This window comes from Bacillus licheniformis DSM 13 = ATCC 14580 (assembly GCF_000011645.1).
In the GTDB taxonomy this organism is placed as follows: Bacteria; Bacillota; Bacilli; order Bacillales; family Bacillaceae; genus Bacillus; species Bacillus licheniformis.
Genome location: NC_006270.3, coordinates 4,079,716 through 4,102,579, shown reverse-complemented (window position 1 = coordinate 4,102,579; position 22,864 = coordinate 4,079,716). Strand labels below are relative to the sequence as shown.

The window sequence follows — 22,864 nt, the reverse complement described above, 5'->3', positions numbered from 1 at the left end:
TATACGCCTCCTTTCAGGGGGACGAATATTCAGCTTGTGAACGAAAGTACACAAAAAAGAAATAATATTATGTTCAATGATTCACAAACTTTTTGTATAATGAATCTAATCTTTTAAAATACCATAGAAAAGAGGTATGCAGCATGAAGAAATGGGCATTTGTATCAGACTTTGATGGGACGATTTCCAAACAGGATTTTTACTGGATGGTCATTGATAAATATTTTCCCGAAGGCCGTGAATTGTTCAAGAAGTGGAAGTCCGGAGAATTAAAAGATATCGAATTTTTGGGAACCGTTTTTGCTTCGATTAATCAAAGCGAACAAAAAATCATTGATGACATCCATTCCATACCGATTGATGAATATGTGCCTGACTTCATTCAGCATGTCCAGAAAAGCGGCGGCGACTTCTACATTTTAAGCGCCGGCACGGATTATTACATTCATTATATTTTAAAGAAATACGGGATTACAGACGTTGAGGTCTATTCAAATAAAGGCTTTTTTAAAGAAGACAATGTTCATATGGACATTGATGAGAATCATTGGCATTACTCTGAGCGCTATGGGATTGATAAATCAAAGGTCATTCAAAAGCTGAAAGAAGAGTATGAGACGGTTTATTTTGCAGGCGACAGTGAACCGGATTCGCACCCGGCTAAATTTGCGGATGTTACGTTTGCAAAGGATGCGCTCCAGGATTTGCTGCGTCAGCAGGGGGTGCCATTTGTAGCCGTTGAAACATTTGAAGACATTGAACAATATCTTAAAGAAAAAGGGCGGATCGTCTAATGCCGCGCCAGGTTACCAGCATAGCCATCCCCGCGGTTTTGGACATTAGTGAGGGCGTGCTTGGCCGGTTGGATGAGATATTGAGAAAACATCAGTTTGACAAGGCGATCATGTTTTTTGACGATTTTTCCTATCAGCAGTATGAGCATTCACTGAAAACCGCATTTCAACATGTTAAAGTTGAAGCCGTTCTGCTGCCGTCCAATCTGGACATACAGGAGCTTTTGAAGCGGGCATTTTCGATCGGGAATTGCGATGTCATTATTGCCATGGGCGGCGGGTATGTTGTGGACTGCGGAAAATACATCGCCTTTTCCAAGCGGACCCCGTTCATCAGCATTCCGACGTCGGCATCCAATGACGGGTTTGCGAGCAGCAATTGCTCGCTTCAGGTCGAAGGAAAAAAAACAACCGTTCCGGCAAGGGTTCCCTACGGAATCATAGCTGATTTGAGCATTATTCAAAAAGCGCCGGATTGCTTTATTTTGGCGGGGATCGGAGATTTGATGTCCAATATTACGGCCCTTTATGATTGGGAGTTTGAGGAGCGGCACGGGGTCGGCGATGTAAATGCGTTTGCGTCGATGCTCAGCAAGAAAGCGGTCAACAGCTTTGTCCGTACGCCGATGCAGGATATTAAACAGCCGATCTTCTTAAAAGAGCTTGTCAGTTCTTTGACAATGGGCGGCATCGCTACGGAAATCAGCGGAAACAGCGCGCCGATCAGCGGTTCTGAGCACCTGATATCCCACGCCTTGGACAAAATTTCGAAAAAACCGCAGATGCACGGCATTCAAGTCGGGGTAGCCACCTACATCATGGCCCATGTACAGGATCACCGGGCTGAGCGGATTGAAAAGGTGTTTACGAGAACGGGCTTTTTCCAATATGTCAAAACGCTGAATCTGAACAAAGATGAGTTTCGCGAGGCGATCAATTTGTCGCACACTGTCAAGCCCAACCGCTATACGTACTTGCATGAAGCCGGCTATCGCGAAAAAGCGCTTCGCATTCTTGATGAAGATCCGATTCTGCAAGAAATATTTTAAGCAGGCCAAGCTTGCCCGAAAAACGCCTTATTTGCTGTAAGGCGTTTTTTCCGTGGGCATCAGATGAAAATGACCGGGAAAAGCTGTGATACAATAAAGAAGGTATGGGTCATAAGTACGATGTTAGGGCTCGATTCTGATCAGGGAGAGTGTAAAATGTACAAACTAATCGCGATAGATATGGATGGAACATTGTTGAATGATCTTCATGAAGTAACAGAGGAAGTACGGAATGCCCTGCATGCCGCGAAAAAACAAGGCGTAAAAATCGTTCTCTGCACGGGCCGTCCCCTCGGCGGTGTAAGCCGCTACCTGGAAGAACTGAATTTAAATGAAGACGGCGATTATGTCATCGCCTATAACGGAGCGCTCGTTCAAAATACGCATACTCAGGAAGTTGTGTCAGAACTGACACTGGGCTATGATGATGTGAAATCGTTATATGAGCTCAGCCAAAAGCTTGATACTCCGATGCACTTTTTTGATTCGGCTTATTTGTATACGCCAAACCGGGAAATCAGCCCGTATACCGTTTACGAATCATACGTCACCAAAGTGCCGCTCCGGTTCCGGACGATCGAAGAAATCCCGCAAGATCTTCTGGCGCCAAAGGCGATGTACATTGATGAGCCGGAAAAGCTGGACCGGACGATCGCCGCAATACCGGAAGACGTCAAGGAACGCTATACAATGGTGAAAAGTTCGCCGTTCTTTTATGAAATTCTTCACCCTGCGGCAAGTAAAGGAAATGCTGTTCAGCAGCTTGCCGACATATTAGGCATCGCGCAGGAAGAAGTGATGTGTATTGGAGACAACGGAAACGACATGTCCATGATCGAATGGGCGGGTTGCGGAGTCGCCATGGGGAATGCGATCCCTGAGGTAAAAGCTTCGGCCGATTACGAAACGCGTACGAATAATGAAAACGGCGTTGCCCACGCCATTCGTGAGCTTGTATTGTCCAAATAAAAAAAGCCGGCCCTTGGAAAGGCCGGCTTTTACTCTTAACGGCGCCATGCTTCAATCTGCCAGATATGAGTCACCCAGTCTTCATAAAAAGCCGGTTCATGGGATACGAGCAAAATCGTTCCCTTATAGTCGCAGAGCGCTTGCTTTAACGCATGCTTTGCCGATGCGTCAAGATGGTTTGTCGGTTCATCAAGAACAAGCAGGTTGCTGTTTGAAAGCATCAGCTCCGCCAGCCGGACCTTTGCCTGTTCACCGCCGCTGAGCGTAAAAAGGGGCTGGCTGATATGCTTTGGCGTCAAGCCGGATACCGCGAGCGTCTGCCTGATGTCTTTTTCCGGTAGATCAGGATAGAACGCCCGCAATTTTTCAAGCGGTGTATCATGAGAAGCTGGGCTTTCCTGCCTGAAATAGGCCGCCTGTAAATGCTGTCCTGCTGTGACGATGCCGCTCAGAGGCTTGAGGTCGCCGAGCAGCGTTTTGATAAGCGTCGATTTTCCGGCGCCGTTTTCTCCAATAATCGCGATTTTATCGCCCCGTCTTACGGTCAGGGAAAGAGGCTTAAATAATGGAACTGTGTAGCCGGCCTCAAGATTTTCCGTTTTGAGTACAGTCATCGCCGGGTTTCGCCCCGTTTTAAATGCAAAGCTTGGGACATAAGAATCTGTCGGTTTTTCGATTCGCTTGATTTTGCGTAATGCTTTCTCCCTGCTTTTGGCCTGTTTCGCCTTTCGGACTCTGTTCCGGTCGATAAACGCCTCTAACTTTTTGATTTCCCTGTTCTGTTTTGCATATGCGGCTTCAGCCTGTGCCCTGATTTGCGCATACTCCTTCAGGAAATATTGATAGTTGCCGGAATAACGTTTGATCACATGATGCTCCAGATGGAATGTAACCGTCGTAATTTCATTTAAGAAGCGTTCGTCATGAGAGATGACAAGAAATGCGTGCTCATAGTTTTTCAAGTAGCCAGTCAGCCACTCAATGTGAGCGGCATCCAAATAGTTGGTCGGCTCATCCAACAGCAGTACATCAGGCTCTTCAAGCAGCAGTTTGGCAAGCAGCAGCTTTGTACGCTGCCCGCCGCTTAAAGCCGTGACATCCTGGTCAAGCCCGATTTCCGCCAAGCCGAGGCCTTGTGCGGCATCCTCAATTTTCGTTCCGATTTGGTAAAATCCTGAAGCTTCCAGCTCAGCCTGAAGCTCTCCGTATCTTTTCAGGACGGCTTCAAGGTTGTCTCCGGCATCGGCCATTTTTTCGGCAAGCCCATTCATTTCCTTTTCGATTTCAAACAGCCGGCCGTACGCTTTCTCCATGTACTGAAGAATGGTTGTGCCTTCCGTCAGCTTGGCATGCTGTTCAAGAAAGCCGACCCGAATGTTTGGCTGCCATTCAATGTTTCCATGATCGGGCAGAAGGCTGCCCGTCAAAATGCGCAGCAATGTCGACTTTCCGGCTCCGTTTGCACCGACAAGACCGGCATGTTCCCCTTTCAGCAGGCGGAACCCGGCGTCTTGAAAGATCATGCGGTCTCCATATATATGGGTCAAATTCGTTACATGAACAATACTCATGATGATTCTCTCCTTCAGGCTTATTTTTGAAAAAACAAGCCATCTAAAGAGAACAGCGTGAAGCATCGCTATCCTGTCCGGCAAAAAAACGGGTAAGGCAAACTACACCTTACCCGCTACATATTTAAAATACAGCAAGAAAGGATGTCAAATCGTATCAAACTGTTCCCGAGATGGCTTGTCTAAAAAAGGGCAGACTTCTCCCGTCTTTAAGCCAATTCTCTTTTAAGAACAGTTGATAAGATTTTCATTCCTTTCCACCTCATTTTGGTCAAATTTACCTTCACAACACATTATATGAAGCGGAATGCCGCTTGTCAAACCGCTGCCTTATCAATTGACATCGTGTAGGCAGTGTGTTATTTAATTTGTGAACAGAATCGAACGATATATGTATATCATATGAGCAAAAGAGGAGAGGGATAGATGGCTAAGAGAGAATTCAAAGCAGAATCCAAGCGATTGCTGGACATCATGATCAACTCGATTTATTCCCAAAAGGAAGTCTTTTTAAGGGAGCTGATATCCAATGCGAGCGATGCCATCGATAAAATCTACTACAAAGCGCTGACAGATGATTCACTGACATTTAACAAAGACGATTACTACATAAAAATCTCCGCAGATAAAGAAAACAGAACGCTGACCATTGCGGACACCGGAATCGGCATGACGAAAGAAGAGCTTGAAGAGCATCTTGGAACGATTGCCAAGAGCGGCTCGCTTGCGTTTAAACAAGAAAACGAATTAAAAGACGGGCACGATATTATCGGCCAGTTCGGCGTCGGTTTCTACGCCGCTTTTATGGTTGCGGACACCGTCACCGTCATTACAAAAGCCCATGGCAGCGATGAAGCGCATCAATGGGAATCAGCCGGAGCCGACGGCTATACAATCGAACCGGCTGCGAAAGAATCAGCCGGAACCGATGTCATTCTGAAGCTGAAAGAGAATACAGACGATGAAAACTATGATGAATACCTGGATGTTCATCGCTTAAAAGCGATCATCAAAACATACTCTGATTTCATCCGCTACCCGATCAAGATGGATGTCGCGGTCAACAAGCCGAAAGAAGGCGCCGAAAATGAATTTGAAGAAGTCCAGGAAGAACAGACGGTCAACAGCATGGTGCCGATTTGGAGAAAAAACAAAAGCGAACTGAAAGATGAAGATTATGAGGCGTTTTATAAGGAAAAGCATTACGGTTTTGACAAGCCTCTCGCGCACATCCATACAAGCGTAGACGGCGCGGTGAGATACCATGCGATTTTATTCATTCCTGAAAATATTCCGTTCAACTACTACACGAAGGAATTCGAGAAGGGTCTGGAACTGTATTCGAACGGTGTGCTGATCATGGAAAAGTGTCCGGATCTGCTGCCTGACCATTTCAGCTTTGTCAAAGGAATGGTTGATTCAGAAGATTTATCGCTCAACATTTCGAGGGAGATGCTCCAGCATGACAGGCAGCTGAAGCTGATTGCCAAAAACATCAGCAAAAAAATCAAGAATGAGCTGAAGAGCTTGCTGAAAAATGACAGAGAAAAATACGAGTCTTTTTATCAATCGTTTGGCAGACAGCTTAAATTCGGGGTATACAATGATTTTGGAGCCCATAAAGATCTGTTGAAAGACCTGCTGCTTTTCTATTCATCAAAAGAGAAAAAGCTGGTCACCCTTGAGGAATATGTGTCCAGAATGCCTGAAGATCAAAAATACATTTATTATGCATCAGGCGACTCGTATGACCGAATAGAAAAGCTTCCTCAAACCGAGCTGGTTTCGGAAAAAGGGTATGAAATCCTTTATTTCACCGAGGATATCGATGAGTTCGCCATCAAAATGCTGGCGAATTATCAAGAGAAAGAATTCAAGTCGGTATCAAGCGGCGACCTCGGAATCGAAAACGATGACGAGCAAAACCAATCTGACGGGGATGACAGCCAATACAAAGACCTGTTTGAAGAGATGAAAAAGACTCTGGATGGAAAAGTGAAAAGCGTGAGGGCGTCAAAACGGCTGAAGACTCACTCCGTATGCCTTGCCGCTGACGGAGAAGTCACCATCGAGATGGAGAAAATCTTAAACGCAATGCCTGACAATCAGCATGTAAAGGCTGATAAAGTATTGGAAATCAATACAAACCACGAAGTCTTCAAAACATTGCAGAATGCTTTTGACAACGACAAGGATAAATTCAAACTGTACACCGGCCTCCTGTACAACCAGGCGCTGCTGATAGAAGGCTTGCCAATTGAAGACCCCGTCGAATTTACGAACGATATATGCAAAGTAATGGCATAAAAATAAAAAAAGATACATCTCAGCTTCTTGCGAGATGTATCTTTTTTTGATGTTAATGCTTCACAACTTCCTGTCCCCGCACATTCCAAGTCATCGCAAATATGAGTGCTGCGATTGCACATGAAGCGGTTAAAAGCGTAAAGCCCGCATTCCAGCCGGATGCATCGACGATAACACCCATCAGCGCATTCGCCGTCAAGGTTCCGCCCAGGTAACCGAACAGACCGGTCAATCCTGCAGCCGTGCCGGCCGCTTTTTTAGGAACAAAGTCAAGCGCTTGAAGGCCGATCAGCATGACGGGACCGTAAATGAGGAATCCGATCGCGATCAATGATGCCATGTCGATCATCGGATTGCCGGCTGGGTTGAACCAGTACACAAGCACCGCGATCAAAACACCTGCCATAAAGACAAAGCCTGCCGGTCCGCGGCGTCCTTTAAACCATTTGTCAGAGATCCAGCCGCACAGCAATGTCCCCGGAATCCCCGCCCATTCATACAGAAAATAAGCGACGCTTGATTTGCTCATGTCAAAGCCTTTTTCTTCGCTTAAATAGGTTGGAGCCCAATCCAGAACGCCGTAGCGGACGAAGTACACGAAAATGTTGGCAAGTGCGATCGCCCACACCCATTTATTATTTAATACATGTTTGAAAAGGATTTCTTTCGTTGATAATTCCTTTTCAAAGGTTTTCTTCGATTTGCTTGAATAATCGTTGCGGTATTCCTCGATTGGAGGAAGTCCGACAGACTGCGGCGTATCCCGGATCAGCCAGTAAGAAATGACGGCAACGGCGATGGCGACCAAGGCCGGCAAAATAAACACACCTTCATAGCCTGTAGCAGATCCCGTTATGCCTGAGAAGATGGCGACGCCGGCAACGGCAATCGGCGCCATCAGTCCCCCGCCGACATTGTGGGCGACATTCCATATGGCGGTTTTATTTCCCCTTTCGCTGACGCTGAACCAGTGGACAAGGACACGCCCTGACGGCGGCCATCCCATGCCCTGGAACCAGCCGTTTAAGAACAGCATGATAAACATAATGGCGATCGATGAGGTGAAAAAAGGAACAAACCCCATCAAGAGGCTGATGACAGCGGAAAGGATCAAACCGGCGGGCAGGAACATCCTCGGATTGCTCCGGTCCGATATCGTGGCCATCACGAACTTGCTCAGCCCGTAAGAGATGGATAGAGCGGACAAGGCAAAGCCGAGCGCCGACTTTGAAAAGCCCTCTTCGATCAAATAAGGCATGGCAAGCGAGAAATTTTTGCGAATTAAATAGTATGCCGCATAACCGATGAAGATGCCGAGAAAAACTTGCAGTCTGAATTTCTTATATTCCGAATCAATTTGATCTTCCGGCAGCCGCTCAATCGGCGGTGCTGGCTTAAACAGTTTTAACATGGTATTCCCCTTCTTTATTCATTTACTTCTTTTCGCGCAAAACATCGCGCAGCCGGTCCGGAAAGTTGGTGAACATTCCGGTCGCTCCCCAATCGAGCAGCCGCTTCATATCTTCTTTTTTATTCACAGTATAAGGATGGACCAGCATGCCGGTGCGTCGAATCTTTTGCACGTATGCCCGGCCAATGCGGTCAAAGTTCATGCCGAGTCCGACGCTGTAAGATTGATATTGTTTTAATTCGGCGTCAGTAATGGCAGCAGGTTTGTCGTACCATAATAATTGCACTAGCGGAATGTTTGGATTAGCGTTATGAATGATTTTTAAGCTTTCAGGACTAAAAGATTGAATGATGACTTTGCTTGAATGAATGTCTGCTCCGGTCAATTTGTATTGCTTCAGGATGTCCAGGAGCTTTTCTTCCATATGATCATAGTCTTCCGGTGATTTTGTTTCGATATAGTAGCGCGCGCTTCTCCCGAATGTTTGGATGATTTCTTCAAGGGTGGGCACTTTCAGCCCGGCGTACTCCGGTTTTGCCCGCTCAGGATATGCTTCGTTAAACCAGGAGCCTGCATCAAGCTCTTTGATTTCTTTCAGCGTATAGTCTTTGACAAAACCCGTACCATTAGTCGTACGATCCAATGTCTCATCGTGCATGGCGACCAAGTGGCCGTCTTTTGTCATTTGAAGATCGATTTCTATGTAATCGCCTTTCATTTTTTGTCCAAGCTTATAAGCCAAAAGCGTGTGCTCGGGAGCATGCCCCGATGCGCCGCGGTGCGCGACATTTAGTAGCTTGTTCGGATTGAGCTGCGGCTGGGAATGGCTTGCCGCCTCCGCATGCCCGCTGAATCCAAAACCAAAAGCAGCGATTGCGGCCGTTATAAGGAAGATGCTGCGGACTAGTCTTTTCATAACATGATCTCTCCTTTCAAGCTGTTATACAGAATAAAGGTGCCGTCTATTCATTACGATTGCTTTCGCCCCCTCTTAGATGACGAAGAAAAAGAGATCCACAAAAAAACCCCTGGCACAAGAGGGTCTTATTGTGAATCTCCCATTCTCCGTCACTTGTATTAACTTCTTTCCTATCATATCAAAAATGGAAGCGCTGTCAACAGGATTTTAAAAATAAAGAAACCTATCTTTTAAGATAGGTTTCCTGATCATTTAGCGGGCAAACAGCCGGTCGATGAAATCAATGTCCTCTTGAGACAGATTGACTTCTGCCGTTTTGAGGTTGTCGATCAGCTGATCAGCGCGTTTGGCGCCCGGGATCAACACGTCGATTTCAGGCCGCGCCAAGTACCAGGCCAAGACGATATGGGCGATGTCGACATTATGTTTTTCCGCGATCGGCGCAAGCTGGTTCACTTTTCTAATGTTTTCTTTGAAGCGTTCGCCTTGGAAGTTTTCCATTTCTCTTCTCAGGTCGCCTTCCGGGAACGTTGTATCTTCGCTGTATTTTCCGGCGAGCAATCCGGAGACGAGCGGGAAGTAAGGAACAAATGAGATGTTATGCTCCTGTGTATACGGGAAGAATGTCGTCTCAGCTTCCCTGTTCAGCAGGTTGTATTCGCCTTGGAGCACATCCACCAATCCGTCTTTGTTCGCTTCTTTCAGCTGCTCAAGAGAAAAGTTGGATACACCGATTGCTCTGATTTTGCCTTCCTGCTTCAGTTCATGGAGCGCCTGAACCGCTTCGTCTTTCGGCGTATTTTCATCAGGAAAATGGATATAGAAAAGGTCGATGTAGTCAGTTTGCAGCCGCTTCAGGCTTTCTTCGACGGACTTTTTCAAAAATGCGGGAGAGTTGTCAAAGACAAAATCGTCTCCTTCTTTCTTATGGGCGGCTTTTGTTGCAATCACGACATCTTCGCGGTTGAATTCTTTAAGGACTTCGCCGATTAATTCCTCGGAACGGCCGATGCCGTATATGTAGGCGGTATCTAAAAAAGTGACGCCGTTTCTTATTGCTTCCCGCACCAATTCTTTTCCCGTTTCTTCATTGAGATTCGGATAAAGGTTATGTCCTCCGACAGCATTGGTTCCCAAACCAATCGGAAATACGTGCAAGTCTGATTTGCCAACTTTAACTTTTTTCATTGAATTCCCCTCCTGATATGATGTGTAGATAAATAAACTTGGCCGGCCGCTTGGAAACAGCCGGTCAAGGGTGTCCGCTTCAACTATACATGTTTTGCCAAATGGATTTCAATTTTGCGATCTTTACAGTACACGTGATATTCCTCATCAAGCGCCTGAGATGTGACGATCGCGTGCAATCTGTCAAACGGCGCGTACGTCAGCAGGGTCGACTTCCCGAATTTGGAATGGTCGGCCAGCAAATATACTTGTTTTGCTTTTTCGGATATTTTCTTTTTAATTTCATATTCAAGCAGATCGGAGTTTGTCAGTCCATGGGTAAGTGTTGCGCCGGTTGCCGACATGAAAGCTTTATTAATATTATATTTATCCAGCGTTCCCGGATCATCCATGCCGACGAAGGACTGCGTTTTCCGTTTGTAGTTGCTGCCGATGATGATCAAGTTTATATTTTGCATCGCTGCAGCAGCGTTGATAATGTCGAGGCTGTTCGTTAAAACGGTTACATTTTTATTTGGATCAAGAGTTTCCAATATGGATCGGGTCGTTGTGCCGGAATCAATAAAAATCAGGTCATGGTCTTCAATAAAGCGTGAAGCATAGCGCGCGATTTTTGTCTTGGCATCCTTGTTTTGAATGGTTCTGTTTTCAAAAGGGATCAAGGCCGTTTTTTCGATCGCTGTTACGCCGCCGTAGACTTTTTTTATAACTCCTTTCTCGGTCAGCTTGTTAATGTCGCGTCTGACCGTGTTTTTTGAAACATTAAAGACCTGGCATAGTTCATCAAGCGAAACGGTGCCATTGGTCAAAATATAATCTTCCATTTCTTTAATCCGCATTAACTTCATACTAAGTATCTCCTTCTAGTATATTTGACTAAATATATATGACGAACCCAAAAGTTAACCAATAATTGCTTAAAAAATGATACCATTGGTGATTATTTTTTGCAAGATTTGCCCTGTTTCTTTTTATTATACAATGTTTCCCTAAATCATTTTAACGTTTTCTACAAATCTTACAAAAGAAAAATTTAATGATTTTGATTGACTTATGGGTAAGGCCGGATTAAAATATAACCAAGAAGTGACCAAAACATGATAATGTTGAGAAATTTCTGATGTGTAAACGTTTTATTGCGTCATGGTTCTTTGGATAAAATCATAGTTCTATTCATTAATTTCTTTTGTAAGCGTTTAATTCCTGTTTTTTGCGAAAATCCGTTGTGCAATGAAGAGCTGTTCGGCATTCATACATAATGGTTGAAACCTGCCCCATCTGTACCAGGAGATGTTTAATATTCAAGGAGGTTATAAGAATGGCAGAAATCAGAAAGTTAAGAAACTATATTAATGGAGAATGGGTTGAAAGCAAAACCGACAAATATGAAGATGTAGTCAATCCAGCGACGAAAGAAGTGCTGTGCCAAGTGCCGATTTCGACGCGAGAGGATATAGAATACGCAGCGCAAACAGCGGCTGAAGCGTTTAAAACATGGTCAAAAGTGGCTGTTCCGCGCCGGGCAAGAATTCTATTTAACTTTCAGCAGCTTTTAACTCAGCATAAAGAGGAGCTTGCCCACCTCATCACGATTGAAAACGGAAAAAACACGAAAGAAGCGTTGGGTGAAGTTGGACGCGGCATCGAGAATGTCGAGTTTGCAGCTGGAGCGCCTTCACTGATGATGGGAGATTCACTTGCTACAATTGCAACCGATGTTGAAGCGGCGAACTACCGGTACCCGATCGGAGTCGTCGGCGGAATTGCACCATTTAACTTCCCGATGATGGTACCATGCTGGATGTTCCCAATGGCCATTGCGTTAGGAAACACATTTATTCTGAAGCCTTCCGAACGGACGCCGCTTTTGACGGAAAAGCTAGTTGAACTGTTTGAAAAAGCCGGACTTCCAAAAGGGGTCTTCAATGTGGTATACGGCGCACATGATGTAGTAAACGGCATTCTCGAACACCCGGAAATTAAAGCGATTTCATTCGTCGGTTCAAAACCGGTCGGAGAATATGTCTATAAAAAAGGAAGCGAAAATCTGAAACGCGTTCAATCGCTGACAGGCGCTAAAAACCACACCATCGTTCTGAACGATGCCAACCTTGAAGATACGGTAACAAATATTATCGGCGCTGCTTTCGGATCTGCCGGCGAACGCTGCATGGCATGCGCAGTAGTAACGGTTGAAGAAGGAATTGCAGATGAGTTCATGGAAAAATTGGTTCAGAAAGCATCTGAAGTCAAAATCGGAAACGGACTTGACGACGGTGTATTCCTCGGGCCTGTCATTCGCGAAGACAACAAGAAACGCACACTCGGCTATATACAAAAAGGAATTGAAGAGGGTGCGAGACTTGTCTGCGACGGACGCGAAAATGTTACAGATGAAGGCTATTTCGTCGGCCCGACAATCTTTGACAATGTCACAACTGATATGACGATCTGGAAGGACGAAATTTTTGCTCCTGTACTATCGGTCATCCGTGTGAAGAACTTGAAAGAAGCGGTTGAGATCGCCAACCAGTCCGAATTTGCAAACGGCGCATGCTTGTTCACATCGAATTCGAATGCGATCCGCTATTTCCGTGAAAACATTGATGCGGGAATGCTCGGCATCAACCTGGGTGTACCGGCTCCGATGGCATTCTTCCCGTTCTCCGGATGGAAGTCTTCGTTCTTTGGTACATTGCATGCCAACGGAAAAGACAGCGTCGATTTCTATACGCGCAAAAAGGTCGTCACTGCAAGATATCCGGCGCCTGACTTCAATTAATTGTGAAAAAACCGGGCGGTGCGGTTCCCGCGCTGTTCGGATCATGTTTCAAGTTTGAAAAGGAGGCTTTATCCATGAGTCATTTGTTGCGCAAGCCGCAGGCGAATGAGCTGTCACAAGGCGTGAAGCTTGTACACGAAGTGAAAAAATCGAATTCCGATCTAAGTTATGTCGAGTTTAAAGTCCTTGATCTTGCACCGGGATCCAGCTATGAAGAATCGCTGAGCAAACAAGAATGCTGCATCGTCGCGCTTACCGGAAAGATTACCGCAACCGATCATGAACAGACATTTGAAAATATCGGCACGAGAGAAAGCGTTTTCGAAAGAAAGCCGACCGACAGCGTATATGTGTCAAATGACCGCAAGTTCGGCATTACCGCCGTTACAGAGGCAAGAGTTGCCCTGTGCTATTCACCTTCTGAAAACCAGCTTCCGACGAAACTGATCAAAGCTGAAGACAACGGTATTGAGAACCGGGGAAAATTCAGCAATAAACGAACCGTCCATAACATACTTCCGGATTCAGATCCTTCAGCGAACAGTCTTTTAGTCGTCGAAGTCTACACTGAAAGCGGAAACTGGTCCAGCTATCCGCCGCACAAGCATGACCAAGACAACCTGCCTGAAGAGTCCTTTTTAGAAGAAACATACTACCATGAACTTGATCCGCAGCAAGGCTTCGTATTTCAGCGCGTATACACGGATGACCGTTCCATCGACGAGACGATGACTGTTGAAAATGGAAACGTTGTCATCGTGCCGGCCGGATACCATCCTGTCGGGGTGCCTGACGGATACACATCCTATTATTTAAACGTGATGGCAGGGCCGACGCGTAAATGGAAGTTTCATAACGACCCTGACCATGAATGGATTTTGGAACGCTAACAATAAGGCAAGGAGAGGCTGTTGAAGATGAAGTATACGTTTAATGAAGAGAAAGAATTTGACATTGTAGCGATCGGCCGCGCATGCATCGATTTAAACGCAGTCGAATACAACAGGCCGATGGAGCAGACGATGACATTTTCAAAATATGTCGGCGGCTCCCCGGCTAATATTGCAATCGGCAGTTCCAAATTAGGCTTGAAGACCGGATTTATCGGGAAGATTCCGGATGACCAGCACGGCAGATTCATCGAAACCTATATGAGAAATACAGGTGTCGATACGTCACAAATGGCGGTTGATAAAGACGGACATAAAGCTGGGCTTGCTTTCACAGAAATTTTAAGCCCTGAAGAATGCAGCATTTTAATGTACAGGGATGATGTTGCAGATCTTTACCTTGCCCCTTCTGAAGTGAACGAAGACTATATTGCCAAATCGAAGATGCTTCTTGTGTCAGGTACGGCGCTGGCTAAAAGCCCTTCCCGCGAAGCGGTGCTGAAAGCCGTACAGCTGGCGAAAAAGCATCAAGTGAAAGTGGTCTTTGAGCTTGACTATCGTCCATATACGTGGACATCTGCGGAGGAAACGGCCGTCTACTATACGCTTGTTGCCGAACAATCAGACATTGTCATCGGGACGCGTGATGAGTTTGATGTAATGGAAAATAAGAGCGGCGGCAGCAATGAAGAATCTGTTCAGCATTTATTTGCACATTCCGCAGATCTTGTCGTTATCAAGCACGGTGTCGAAGGTTCATATGCATACAGCAAATCCGGGGACGTCTTCCGGGCGAAAGCGTACAAAACGAAGGTCTTGAAAACGTTTGGAGCGGGCGATTCATACGCCTCCGCCTTCCTCTACGGACTCGTTTCAGGCAAAGATATTGAAACCGCGCTGAAATACGGAAGCGCTTCCGCCTCGATTGTTGTTTCAAAGCACAGCTCATCTGAAGCGATGCCGACAGTCGCCGAGATTGAAGAGCTTATTGCGGCTCAGTCTTAAATGAAGAATATGAATAAAGGTGGGATCGTTTGTGGGCAAGAAAATACGTTTAACCACAGCACAAGCGTTAATTAAGTTCTTAAATCAGCAGTACATCCATGTAGATGGAGAAGAAACTCCGTTTGTCGAGGGAATCTTTACGATTTTTGGCCATGGGAACGTCGTTGGAATCGGCCAGGCGCTTGAACAGGATGCCGGCCACTTAAAGGTGTTTCAAGGCAAAAATGAGCAGGGAATGGCGCATGCAGCAATGGCTTACAGCAAGCAAATGCTGAGAAGGAAGATCTATGCCGTGTCGACATCAGTCGGACCGGGAGCAGCTAACCTTGTGGCAGCCGCAGGTACTGCGCTTGCGAACAACATTCCAGTCCTCTTGATTCCAGCCGATACATTTGCCACGAGACAGCCTGATCCTGTTCTTCAGCAAGTAGAGCAGGAATACAGTGCGGCGATTACGACGAACGATGCATTGAAGCCTGTTTCGAGGTATTGGGACCGTATTACGCGCCCTGAACAGTTGATGAGCAGTCTGATTCGCGCTTTTGAAGTAATGACAGACCCTGCAAAAGCTGGTCCTGCAACGATTTGCATTTCTCAAGATGTTGAAGGCGAGGCCTATGATTTCGATGAAAGCTTTTTTGAAAAACGCGTTCACTATGTTGATCGCAAAGAGCCGAGCGAGCGTGAACTGAAGGGAGCGGCAGAACTGATCAAGTCGAGCAAAAAACCGCTCATCTTGGTCGGCGGCGGAGCGAAATATTCCGGCGCGCGCGACGAATTGATCGCCATGTCTGAAGCTTACAATATTCCGCTGGTAGAAACCCAGGCCGGTAAATCCACAGTAGAAGCCGATTTTGCCAACAATTTGGGCGGAATGGGAATCACCGGTACGCTGGCGGCAAACAAAGCGGCTCGCGGGGCAGACCTGATCATCGGAATTGGCACGCGCTATACCGATTTTGCGACATCATCAAAAACCGCTTTTGACTTTGACAACGCAAAATTTTTAAACATTAATGTCAGCAGAATGCAGGCTTATAAACTGGATGCTTTCCAAGTCGTTGCCGATGCAAAAGTAACGCTCGGCAAACTGCACGGCTTATTGGAAGGCTATAAGAGCGAGTTCGGTTCAACCATCAAGGAGCTGAAAGACGAATGGCTTGCTGAACGCGACCGCTTAAGCAAGGTAACATTTAAGCGCGAAAACTTCACTCCTGAAATTAAAGATCACTTTTCTCAAGACATACTCAACGAATATGCGGATGTGCTGCAAACCGAACTGCCGCAAACAACGGCATTGCTCGCCATCAATGAAACAGTTGATCCGGACAGCGTCGTCATTTGTTCAGCAGGCTCTTTGCCGGGAGATCTGCAGCGGCTGTGGCATTCAAACGTACCGAATACGTACCACCTGGAATACGGCTATTCCTGCATGGGATATGAAGTATCGGGAACGCTCGGCTTGAAATTGGCGCATCCTGATAGAGAAGTTTATTCACTGGTCGGAGACGGAAGCTTCCTGATGCTCCACTCAGAGCTCATTACAGCAATCCAATATAATAAAAAAATTAACGTGCTGCTCTTTGACAACTCAGGATTCGGCTGCATCAACAATCTGCAAATGGACCATGGAAACGGCAGCTACTACTGTGAATTCAGAACAGCAGACAATCAGATTCTCAATGTCGATTATGCGAAAGTGGCCGAAGGCTATGGAGCGAAAACCTACAAAGCGAACACGATTGAAGAATTAAAAGCGGCGCTGGAAGATGCCAAAAAACAAGATGTCTCAACATTGATTGAAATGAAGGTGCTGCCGAAAACGATGACGGACGGCTATGACAGCTGGTGGCACGTAGGTGTTGCAGAGGTTTCCGAACAGGAAAGCGTGCAAAAGGCGTATAAAGCAAAAGAAAAAATGCTGGAATCTGCAAAGCAGTATTAAAGGAGGCACCAGGATGGGCAAGACACAAATTCTATGGGGCATCGCCCCCATAGGATGGCGGAACGATGATATTCCGGAAATCGGCGCGGGAAACACACTTCAGCATTTGTTGAGCGACATTGTTGTTGCGGGCTTTCAAGGCACGGAAGTGGGCGGCTTTTTTCCGGAACCGGCCATTCTCAATAAAGAGCTCGAGCTGAGGAATCTAAGGATTGCCGGCAAGTGGTTCAGCAGCTATATCATTCGGGACGGCATTGAAGAAGCAGCCAAGGAATTTGCGGCTCACTGCCAGTACTTAAAAGACGTCCATGCCGATGTTGCGGTCGTATCAGAACAGACGTACAGTGTGCAGGGCTTGGATAAAAACGTGTTTAAAGAAAAGCCTTATTTCACCGATGAAGAATGGCAGCGGCTATTTGAAGGTTTAAATCACCTCGGGGAAATCGCCGGCCGTTACGGACTGAAGCTTGTCTACCATCACCACCTCGGCACAGGCGTGCAGACAGAGGAAGAGGTGGACCGGCTCATGGCGGGAACTGACCCGGCACTTGTGCACCTTCTGTACGATACGGGGCATGCCTACATTTCAGATGGAAATTATATGAACATTTTAGAGAAGCATATTGACCGTATTAGGCACGTTCATTTTAAAGACGCGCGCCTTAAGATCATGGAGAAATGCAAGCGGGAAGGAAATTCGTTCCAACAGGCGTTTCTGCAAGGGATGTTCACAGTTCCAGGCGACGGCTGCATCGATTTTAGAGAAGTATATCAAACGCTTTTAAAGCACGGCTATTCCGGCTGGATCGTAGTGGAAGCCGAGCAGGATCCCGATGTTGCCAACCCGCTTGAATACGCATTGATCGCCAGAAAGTACATCGATCGTCACTTGTTGAATGTCCCAGCAACCAATTAAGGGGGCTCTAAATTGAGCAATGGAAGTGCAGCAGTCTCACCATTCAATAAACGAACCGTCGCAGCAGCTTTGGCAAATTACATTGATGCAGGCTCCATTGTCGCAGGATCGGCAGGATTATCTTTATGGGTCAGTTACCTGAAGCTTTCTGATACACAGATCGGACTGCTCGGCGCATTTAGCGCCAACGCCATTTCGGCAGCAATCGGAGCGCTGCTCGGAGGCTTTTTGGCCGACAAAATTGGCCGAAAGGCTGTCTATACGAACAGTATGCTGGTTTATGCACTGGGCATTTGTTTAGTTTTATTCGGCACCAGCTTCCCCTTTTTGTTAAGCGGTTACATTATTATCGGTTTATCGGTAGGAGCTGATATTACGGCTTCCTGGACGATCATCGCAGAGAACGCACCTAAGAAAAACAGGGCGCGTCATTGCGGGGTTGCACAGGTCGCATGGGCTGCGGGAGCGGTTGTGGTTCTGCTGCTGTCGGTCCTGCTCGGTGATTTAGGCTTATTGGGCAATAAAATCGTGTTTGGGCATTTGCTCGTTATCGCACTGATTACTTATGTTCTGCGGAAAAGGCTGCCGGAATCCGATGCCTGGCAGGATCAATCCGAAATGGCTCAAGCCGTCAGGAAGCCGAAGACGCCTTATCTCGATTTGCTTCAGCCTAAGTATTTGAAAAGCATTTTATTCTTAATGGGCGTGTACTTGGTTTGGAATCTGGCTGCAGGTGTCATGGGGTTTTTTATGCCTTACATTTATCAGCAGGTCGGCGATGTATCAGCGACCATGGCAAATATTTTGCAGATGGGGCTGTTTATTTTCACCGGGCTTGGCGTCGCTTTTATCTTCATGCCGTTTGCAGACAAATACAGGAAGACAGTGTTTGGGATCTCCGCATTTGCGGCGGTGATCGGCTGGTCATTGTTTCTGCTTCCGGCAGAGGGCATGCCGATTCTCATCCTCTTTATCGTGATGATCGGCATAAACAACGGGGCGGGGCAACAGGCCAACTATCAATTATGGGCGAGTGAAATTTTCCCGACGGAATATCGCGCATCTGCACAAGGATTGATGTTCTTCCTTGTTCGTATCTCAATCGGGGCTTGGAGCCTTTTCGTTCCAATGATCATCTCGAATTTTGGAATTGCATTTATGGCGGCCATTCTCCTTGGATGTGTAACGGCCAGCATGCTCATCGGGCTCTTTTTTGCACCGAATACATCCGGTAAGTCGCTTGAACAAATTCAGGAAGAGCTGTATGGGACTCCTCCGGCTCAAGCTGGGCAAGTGCAAACAAGAAAAATTATGTAACTACATTTGAAGGAGTGGCTATCAATGAAACTACGCATTGGTGTTATTGGTACAGGAGCAATCGGAAAAGAACACATCAACCGCATCACAAATAAATTAGCCGGCGGCGAAATTGTCGCGGTCACCGATGTGAACCAGGAGGCAGCTCAGCAAGTTGTAACGGACTACAGCCTGAACGCCAAGGTCTATCCGGATGACGACAGTCTAATCGCAGCCGAAAATGTAGACGCAGTCTTAGTAACAAGCTGGGGACCGGCACATGAATCAAGCGTTTTGAAAGCGATTAAAGCAAACAAATTCGTATTTTGCGAAAAGCCTCTGGCGACGACTGCGGAAGGATGCATGCGGATCGTCAATGAAGAAGTCAAAGCGGGCAAACGTCTCGTTCAAGTCGGCTTTATGCGCCGCTATGACAGCGGTTACGTACAGCTGAAAGAAGCGATCGACAATCGGGTCATCGGCGAGCCCCTCATGATCCACTGTGCGCACCGCAACCCGGTTGTAGGCGACAACTATACAACAGATATGGCTGTCGTCGATACGCTTGTCCATGAAATAGACGCCCTGCACTGGCTGATTAATGATGACTACGAATCCGTTCAGGTCATTTATCCGAAAAAATCGAAAAACGCGCTTCCTCATTTGCGTGATCCGCAAATCGTCATCATCGAAACAAAAGGCGGAGTCGTGATCAATGCGGAAATCTATGTCAACTGCAAATACGGCTACGATATCCAGTGTGAAATCGTCGGCGAGGACGGAATCGTGAAGCTTCCTGAACCATCAAGCATCTCTCTCAGAAAAGACGGCAAATTCTCGACGGATATCCTCATGGATTGGCAGCGCCGCTTTGTAGACGCTTACGATGTAGAAATTCAAGATTTCATTGACTCGATCCAACAGAAAGGCGAGGTCAGCGGGCCGACTGCGTGGGACGGCTATATCGCCGCCGTGACGACGGACGCCTGTGTGAAAGCTCAGGAATCCGGACAGAAAGAACCTGTGGCGCTTCAGGAGAAGCCGGAATTCTATCAAACGTTCACAACTGTTAAAAAATAAAAACATTCCGAGGAGTGAAAAGTATGAAATTAGCATTGGATCCATCGATGTATCGTGATGATTTGACTTTGGAAGAAACGGTCTATAAAACGGCGGAGCTTGGCTACGAATATATCGAACTATCGCCGCGCGAAGATTTTTGTCCATTCTATAAATATCCGAAAGTCGATTCAGCTAAAATCAAACAATTAAAGCGGCTTTTAAGAGATACCGGTGTTAAGCTTTCATCGCTCCTTCCGCTTTACCACTGGGCAGGTCCTGATGAAGATCGCCGTCAGGCCGCCGTGCGCAATTGGAAAAGGGCAATCGAAATTGCGGTCGAGCTTGAAGTCGATTTGATGAACAGTGAATTCAGCGGTTCAAAATACGATCCTTTAACAAGTGAAGAAAAATTTATCAAATCCATGGATGAGCTTCTGCCAATCTTTGAAAAAGAAGGCATTAAACTCAATCTTCAAGCCCATCCATACGATTTTATCGAAACGCACAAAGGTGCGTTGGATATGATCCGCGCGCTTGACAAGGATTGGATTAATCTTGTCTACTCGACTGCGCATACATTCTTTTATGATGACGGCAAAGGCGACATCGAGACAATGTTTGACGAAGCCGGCGACCGCCTCACACATGTTTTATTCGCAGATACGTATAATCATAAAGCGGCTCATGGCCTTCGCTACATCGTCAATCCGCCTGACGCAAAAGTAACGGTTCACCAGCATTTGGACATTGGTCAAGGCGAGGTCGATTTTGATATGATCTTCAGAAAGCTGAGAGAGATGAAGTTCGACGGAATTGCGACGAACGCCGTTTTTGCTTGGGTCGATGAAAGAGCGGATGAATCAAGCAGATTCATGCTTGAAAAATTGAAACAAGAATTATTAGGCTAAGCCCCCCCCTGAGTTCGGCGCCCTGCCGAACTTCTCTTCACAAGGATATGAGAGAAGGAGAATCGAATATGAAGCTATGCTTTAATGAAGCAACGACGTTGGAAAATTCAAACCTTGCAAAAGACCTCGAATACTGTGAGAAGCACGGATACGATTATATCGAAATCCGGACGATGGATAAGCTGCCTGAGTACTTAAAAGACCATGCTCTCTCAGAGTTAGCCGAGTATTTTCAAACTCATCATATTAAGCCGCTGGCCTTGAATGCCCTTGTCTTTTTCAACAACCGCGATGAAAAAGGGCACCGTGAAATCATCGAAGAATTTAAAGGCATGATGGAAACGTGCAAAATGCTTGGTGTGAAATACGTGGTCGCGGTACCGCTTGTCACCGAACAAAAAATCTTAAAAGAAGATATTAAAGCAAGCTCCGTCGAAGTGCTGACAGAGCTGTCAGACATCGCTGAGCCGTACGGCGTAAAGATCGCTGTCGAGTTTGTCGGTCACCCGGAGTGTACGGTCAATACGTTCAGCCAGGCCTATGACATCGTCATGACCGTGAACCGCGATAATGTCGGCCTTGTTTTTGACAGCTTCCATTTCCATGCAATGGGCTCAAGTCTTGAGGATTTAAAAAAGGCGGACGGCAAGAAAATCTTCATTTATCATATCGATGACACGGAAGACTTTCCAATCGGATTTTTAAGAGATGAAGACCGTGTTTGGCCGGGACAGGGAGCCATCGACTTGGATGCCCACTTATCAACTTTGAAAGACATCGGTTTTTCGGATGTCGTATCAGTTGAATTGTTCAGACCTGAATACTATAAGCTGAGCGCGGAAGAAACGATTCGAACGGCCAAAGAAACAACAGTTGAAGTTGTTTCAAAATACTTCAAGATTTAATACGGGATAGGAGGGGTGAACGTGGCTTTCGTTTCCATGAAAGAACTTCTTCAAGAAGCAAAGGAACATCATTATGCAATCGGTCAATTTAATATTAATGGCCTTCAATGGACAAAAGCGATTCTAGAGGCAGCGGAAGAAGAACGGTCACCTGTCATCGCAGCCGCTTCAGATCGGCTCATCGATTATTTGGGCGGATTTAAAACGGTTTCCGCAATGGTTGCGGCTTTGATTGAGGAAATGTCGATCTCCGTTCCCGTCGTGCTTCACCTTGACCATGGCAAAAGTCCGGAGCGCTGCAAGCAAGCGATAGACGCGGGTTTTAGCTCAGTCATGATCGACGGCTCGCATTCACCAATCGATGAAAATATCGCCATGACAAAAGAGGTCGTGTCATATGCCGGGGTCCGCAATGTTTCGGTTGAAGCAGAGGTTGGCACCGTAGGGGGCATGGAAGACGGGCTTATCGGCGGAGTGCAGTATGCCGACATCGGTGAATGCGAGCGGATTGTCAAAGAAACCGGTATCGATGCTTTGGCAGCCGCGCTCGGCTCCGTTCATGGAAAATATCAAGGCGAGCCTAATTTGGGATTTAAGGAAATGGAAGAAATCTCACGGGTAACGGACATTCCGCTCGTTCTCCATGGAGCTTCGGGCATCCCGGCTGATCAAATCGCAAGAACGATCCGTCTGGGCCATGCGAAAATCAACATTAATACCGAATGCATGGTGGCCTGGACTGAGAAAACGCGCAGCATATTTAAAGACAATCCCGATTTATATGAACCCCGCGCCTATATGACGCCAGGGATCAGCGCAGTCAAAGAAACGGTTAAACATAAGATGAGAGAATTCGGGTCATCCGGAAAAGCGGTATGCACCCAAAAGATAGAAATATAAGCTAAACCAATATCGCCTCCACTCACTTAATCGAAGTGAGTGTTTTT

Annotated in this window: 19 protein-coding genes; 14 read left to right on the top strand and 5 right to left on the bottom strand. The window is 46.5% G+C overall.

What is annotated here, in order from left to right:
- Positions 1-143 precede the first annotated feature (143 nt).
- The 3 genes from TRNA_RS42455 to yidA all read left to right on the top strand — a co-directional run bounded on the left by TRNA_RS42455 (position 144) and on the right by yidA (position 2,812).
- Positions 144-794 (top strand): MtnX-like HAD-IB family phosphatase, encoded by a 651-nt coding sequence (locus TRNA_RS42455; RefSeq protein WP_003177843.1) that lies wholly within the window; start codon positions 144-146, stop codon positions 792-794.
- Complete coding sequence (locus TRNA_RS42450) at positions 794-1,843, top strand: iron-containing alcohol dehydrogenase family protein (protein ID WP_009329986.1); 1,050 nt, start codon at positions 794-796, stop codon at positions 1,841-1,843. Before TRNA_RS42455 ends, TRNA_RS42450 begins: the two co-directional genes overlap by 1 nt.
- A gap of 156 nt (positions 1,844-1,999) precedes the next feature.
- Positions 2,000-2,812, top strand: a complete 813-nt coding sequence (yidA, locus tag TRNA_RS42445; RefSeq protein ID WP_009329985.1) for a sugar-phosphatase — start codon at positions 2,000-2,002, stop codon at positions 2,810-2,812.
- Positions 2,813-2,847: 35 nt separating this feature from the next.
- Here the strand turns inward: yidA and TRNA_RS42440 are convergent, their stop codons facing one another.
- The gene (locus tag TRNA_RS42440; RefSeq protein ID WP_003177837.1) at positions 2,848-4,383 is read right to left on the bottom strand and encodes an ABC-F family ATP-binding cassette domain-containing protein; all 1,536 of its coding nucleotides are present in this window, start codon (positions 4,381-4,383) and stop codon (positions 2,848-2,850) included.
- Positions 4,384-4,809: 426 nt separating this feature from the next.
- Between TRNA_RS42440 and htpG the strand changes: the two genes are divergently transcribed.
- Positions 4,810-6,690, top strand: a complete 1,881-nt coding sequence (gene htpG / locus TRNA_RS42435) for a molecular chaperone HtpG (protein WP_003177835.1) — start codon at positions 4,810-4,812, stop codon at positions 6,688-6,690.
- Between the two features lie 52 nt (positions 6,691-6,742).
- Here htpG and glpT read toward each other — a convergent pair whose 3' ends face one another.
- From glpT to TRNA_RS42415, 4 genes are all read right to left on the bottom strand, one after another.
- On the bottom strand, positions 6,743-8,101 hold the full coding sequence (glpT, locus tag TRNA_RS42430) for a glycerol-3-phosphate transporter (protein ID WP_003177833.1): 1,359 nt from the start codon (positions 8,099-8,101) through the stop codon (positions 6,743-6,745).
- Positions 8,102-8,123: 22 nt separating this feature from the next.
- Positions 8,124-9,017 (bottom strand): glycerophosphodiester phosphodiesterase, encoded by an 894-nt coding sequence (locus TRNA_RS42425; protein WP_009329983.1) that lies wholly within the window; start codon positions 9,015-9,017, stop codon positions 8,124-8,126.
- A 255-nt stretch (positions 9,018-9,272) separates the two neighbouring features.
- Positions 9,273-10,208 carry an aldo/keto reductase gene (locus TRNA_RS42420; protein WP_011198461.1) on the bottom strand — a complete coding sequence of 312 codons (936 nt, stop codon included), beginning with the start codon at positions 10,206-10,208 and terminating at the stop codon, positions 9,273-9,275.
- Between the two features lie 83 nt (positions 10,209-10,291).
- Positions 10,292-11,056, bottom strand: coding sequence for a DeoR/GlpR family DNA-binding transcription regulator (locus tag TRNA_RS42415; protein WP_003177827.1), 765 nt, complete (start codon positions 11,054-11,056; stop codon positions 10,292-10,294).
- A 470-nt stretch (positions 11,057-11,526) separates the two neighbouring features.
- Between TRNA_RS42415 and iolA the strand changes: the two genes are divergently transcribed.
- The 10 genes from iolA (at position 11,527) to fba (ending at position 22,817) form a co-directional block, all read left to right on the top strand.
- Positions 11,527-12,990, top strand: a complete 1,464-nt coding sequence (iolA, locus tag TRNA_RS42410; RefSeq protein WP_003177824.1) for a methylmalonate-semialdehyde dehydrogenase — start codon at positions 11,527-11,529, stop codon at positions 12,988-12,990.
- Positions 12,991-13,064: 74 nt separating this feature from the next.
- Positions 13,065-13,880 carry a 5-deoxy-glucuronate isomerase gene (iolB, locus tag TRNA_RS42405; protein WP_003177822.1) on the top strand — a complete coding sequence of 272 codons (816 nt, stop codon included), beginning with the start codon at positions 13,065-13,067 and terminating at the stop codon, positions 13,878-13,880.
- A 27-nt stretch (positions 13,881-13,907) separates the two neighbouring features.
- A complete protein-coding gene (iolC, locus tag TRNA_RS42400) occupies positions 13,908-14,885 on the top strand; it encodes a 5-dehydro-2-deoxygluconokinase (RefSeq protein ID WP_009329981.1) in 978 nt (325 codons plus the stop codon).
- A 31-nt stretch (positions 14,886-14,916) separates the two neighbouring features.
- Positions 14,917-16,830 carry a 3D-(3,5/4)-trihydroxycyclohexane-1,2-dione acylhydrolase (decyclizing) gene (gene iolD, locus TRNA_RS42395; protein ID WP_011198460.1) on the top strand — a complete coding sequence of 638 codons (1,914 nt, stop codon included), beginning with the start codon at positions 14,917-14,919 and terminating at the stop codon, positions 16,828-16,830.
- Between the two features lie 13 nt (positions 16,831-16,843).
- Positions 16,844-17,746: a myo-inosose-2 dehydratase gene (iolE, locus tag TRNA_RS42390; RefSeq protein ID WP_003177815.1), complete on the top strand. Its 903-nt coding sequence runs from the start codon at positions 16,844-16,846 to the stop codon at positions 17,744-17,746.
- A gap of 12 nt (positions 17,747-17,758) precedes the next feature.
- Entirely contained in the window at positions 17,759-19,063 is a 1,305-nt protein-coding gene (locus tag TRNA_RS42385) for an MFS transporter (protein WP_003177812.1), read from the top strand.
- Positions 19,064-19,087: 24 nt separating this feature from the next.
- Positions 19,088-20,122, top strand: coding sequence for a Gfo/Idh/MocA family protein (locus TRNA_RS42380; RefSeq protein WP_003177810.1), 1,035 nt, complete (start codon positions 19,088-19,090; stop codon positions 20,120-20,122).
- Between the two features lie 23 nt (positions 20,123-20,145).
- Positions 20,146-21,012 carry a sugar phosphate isomerase/epimerase family protein gene (locus TRNA_RS42375; RefSeq protein WP_011198459.1) on the top strand — a complete coding sequence of 289 codons (867 nt, stop codon included), beginning with the start codon at positions 20,146-20,148 and terminating at the stop codon, positions 21,010-21,012.
- A gap of 68 nt (positions 21,013-21,080) precedes the next feature.
- Complete coding sequence (gene iolI / locus TRNA_RS42370; protein ID WP_003177805.1) at positions 21,081-21,917, top strand: 2-keto-myo-inositol isomerase; 837 nt, start codon at positions 21,081-21,083, stop codon at positions 21,915-21,917.
- A 21-nt stretch (positions 21,918-21,938) separates the two neighbouring features.
- Entirely contained in the window at positions 21,939-22,817 is an 879-nt protein-coding gene (gene fba, locus TRNA_RS42365) for a class II fructose-1,6-bisphosphate aldolase (RefSeq protein ID WP_003177802.1), read from the top strand.
- Positions 22,818-22,864 lie beyond the last annotated feature (47 nt).

Coding starts and splice junctions, on each gene's coding strand:
- TRNA_RS42455 (WP_003177843.1), top strand. CDS start 144: ATGAAGAAATGGGCATTTGTATCAGACTTTGATGGGACGATTTCCAAA.
- TRNA_RS42450 (WP_009329986.1), top strand. CDS start 794: ATGCCGCGCCAGGTTACCAGCATAGCCATCCCCGCGGTTTTGGACATT.
- yidA (WP_009329985.1), top strand. CDS start 2,000: ATGTACAAACTAATCGCGATAGATATGGATGGAACATTGTTGAATGAT.
- TRNA_RS42440 (WP_003177837.1), bottom strand. CDS start 4,383: ATGAGTATTGTTCATGTAACGAATTTGACCCATATATATGGAGACCGC.
- htpG (WP_003177835.1), top strand. CDS start 4,810: ATGGCTAAGAGAGAATTCAAAGCAGAATCCAAGCGATTGCTGGACATC.
- glpT (WP_003177833.1), bottom strand. CDS start 8,101: ATGTTAAAACTGTTTAAGCCAGCACCGCCGATTGAGCGGCTGCCGGAA.
- TRNA_RS42425 (WP_009329983.1), bottom strand. CDS start 9,017: ATGAAAAGACTAGTCCGCAGCATCTTCCTTATAACGGCCGCAATCGCT.
- TRNA_RS42420 (WP_011198461.1), bottom strand. CDS start 10,208: ATGAAAAAAGTTAAAGTTGGCAAATCAGACTTGCACGTATTTCCGATT.
- TRNA_RS42415 (WP_003177827.1), bottom strand. CDS start 11,056: ATGAAGTTAATGCGGATTAAAGAAATGGAAGATTATATTTTGACCAAT.
- iolA (WP_003177824.1), top strand. CDS start 11,527: ATGGCAGAAATCAGAAAGTTAAGAAACTATATTAATGGAGAATGGGTT.
- iolB (WP_003177822.1), top strand. CDS start 13,065: ATGAGTCATTTGTTGCGCAAGCCGCAGGCGAATGAGCTGTCACAAGGC.
- iolC (WP_009329981.1), top strand. CDS start 13,908: ATGAAGTATACGTTTAATGAAGAGAAAGAATTTGACATTGTAGCGATC.
- iolE (WP_003177815.1), top strand. CDS start 16,844: ATGGGCAAGACACAAATTCTATGGGGCATCGCCCCCATAGGATGGCGG.
- TRNA_RS42380 (WP_003177810.1), top strand. CDS start 19,088: ATGAAACTACGCATTGGTGTTATTGGTACAGGAGCAATCGGAAAAGAA.
- TRNA_RS42375 (WP_011198459.1), top strand. CDS start 20,146: ATGAAATTAGCATTGGATCCATCGATGTATCGTGATGATTTGACTTTG.
- iolI (WP_003177805.1), top strand. CDS start 21,081: ATGAAGCTATGCTTTAATGAAGCAACGACGTTGGAAAATTCAAACCTT.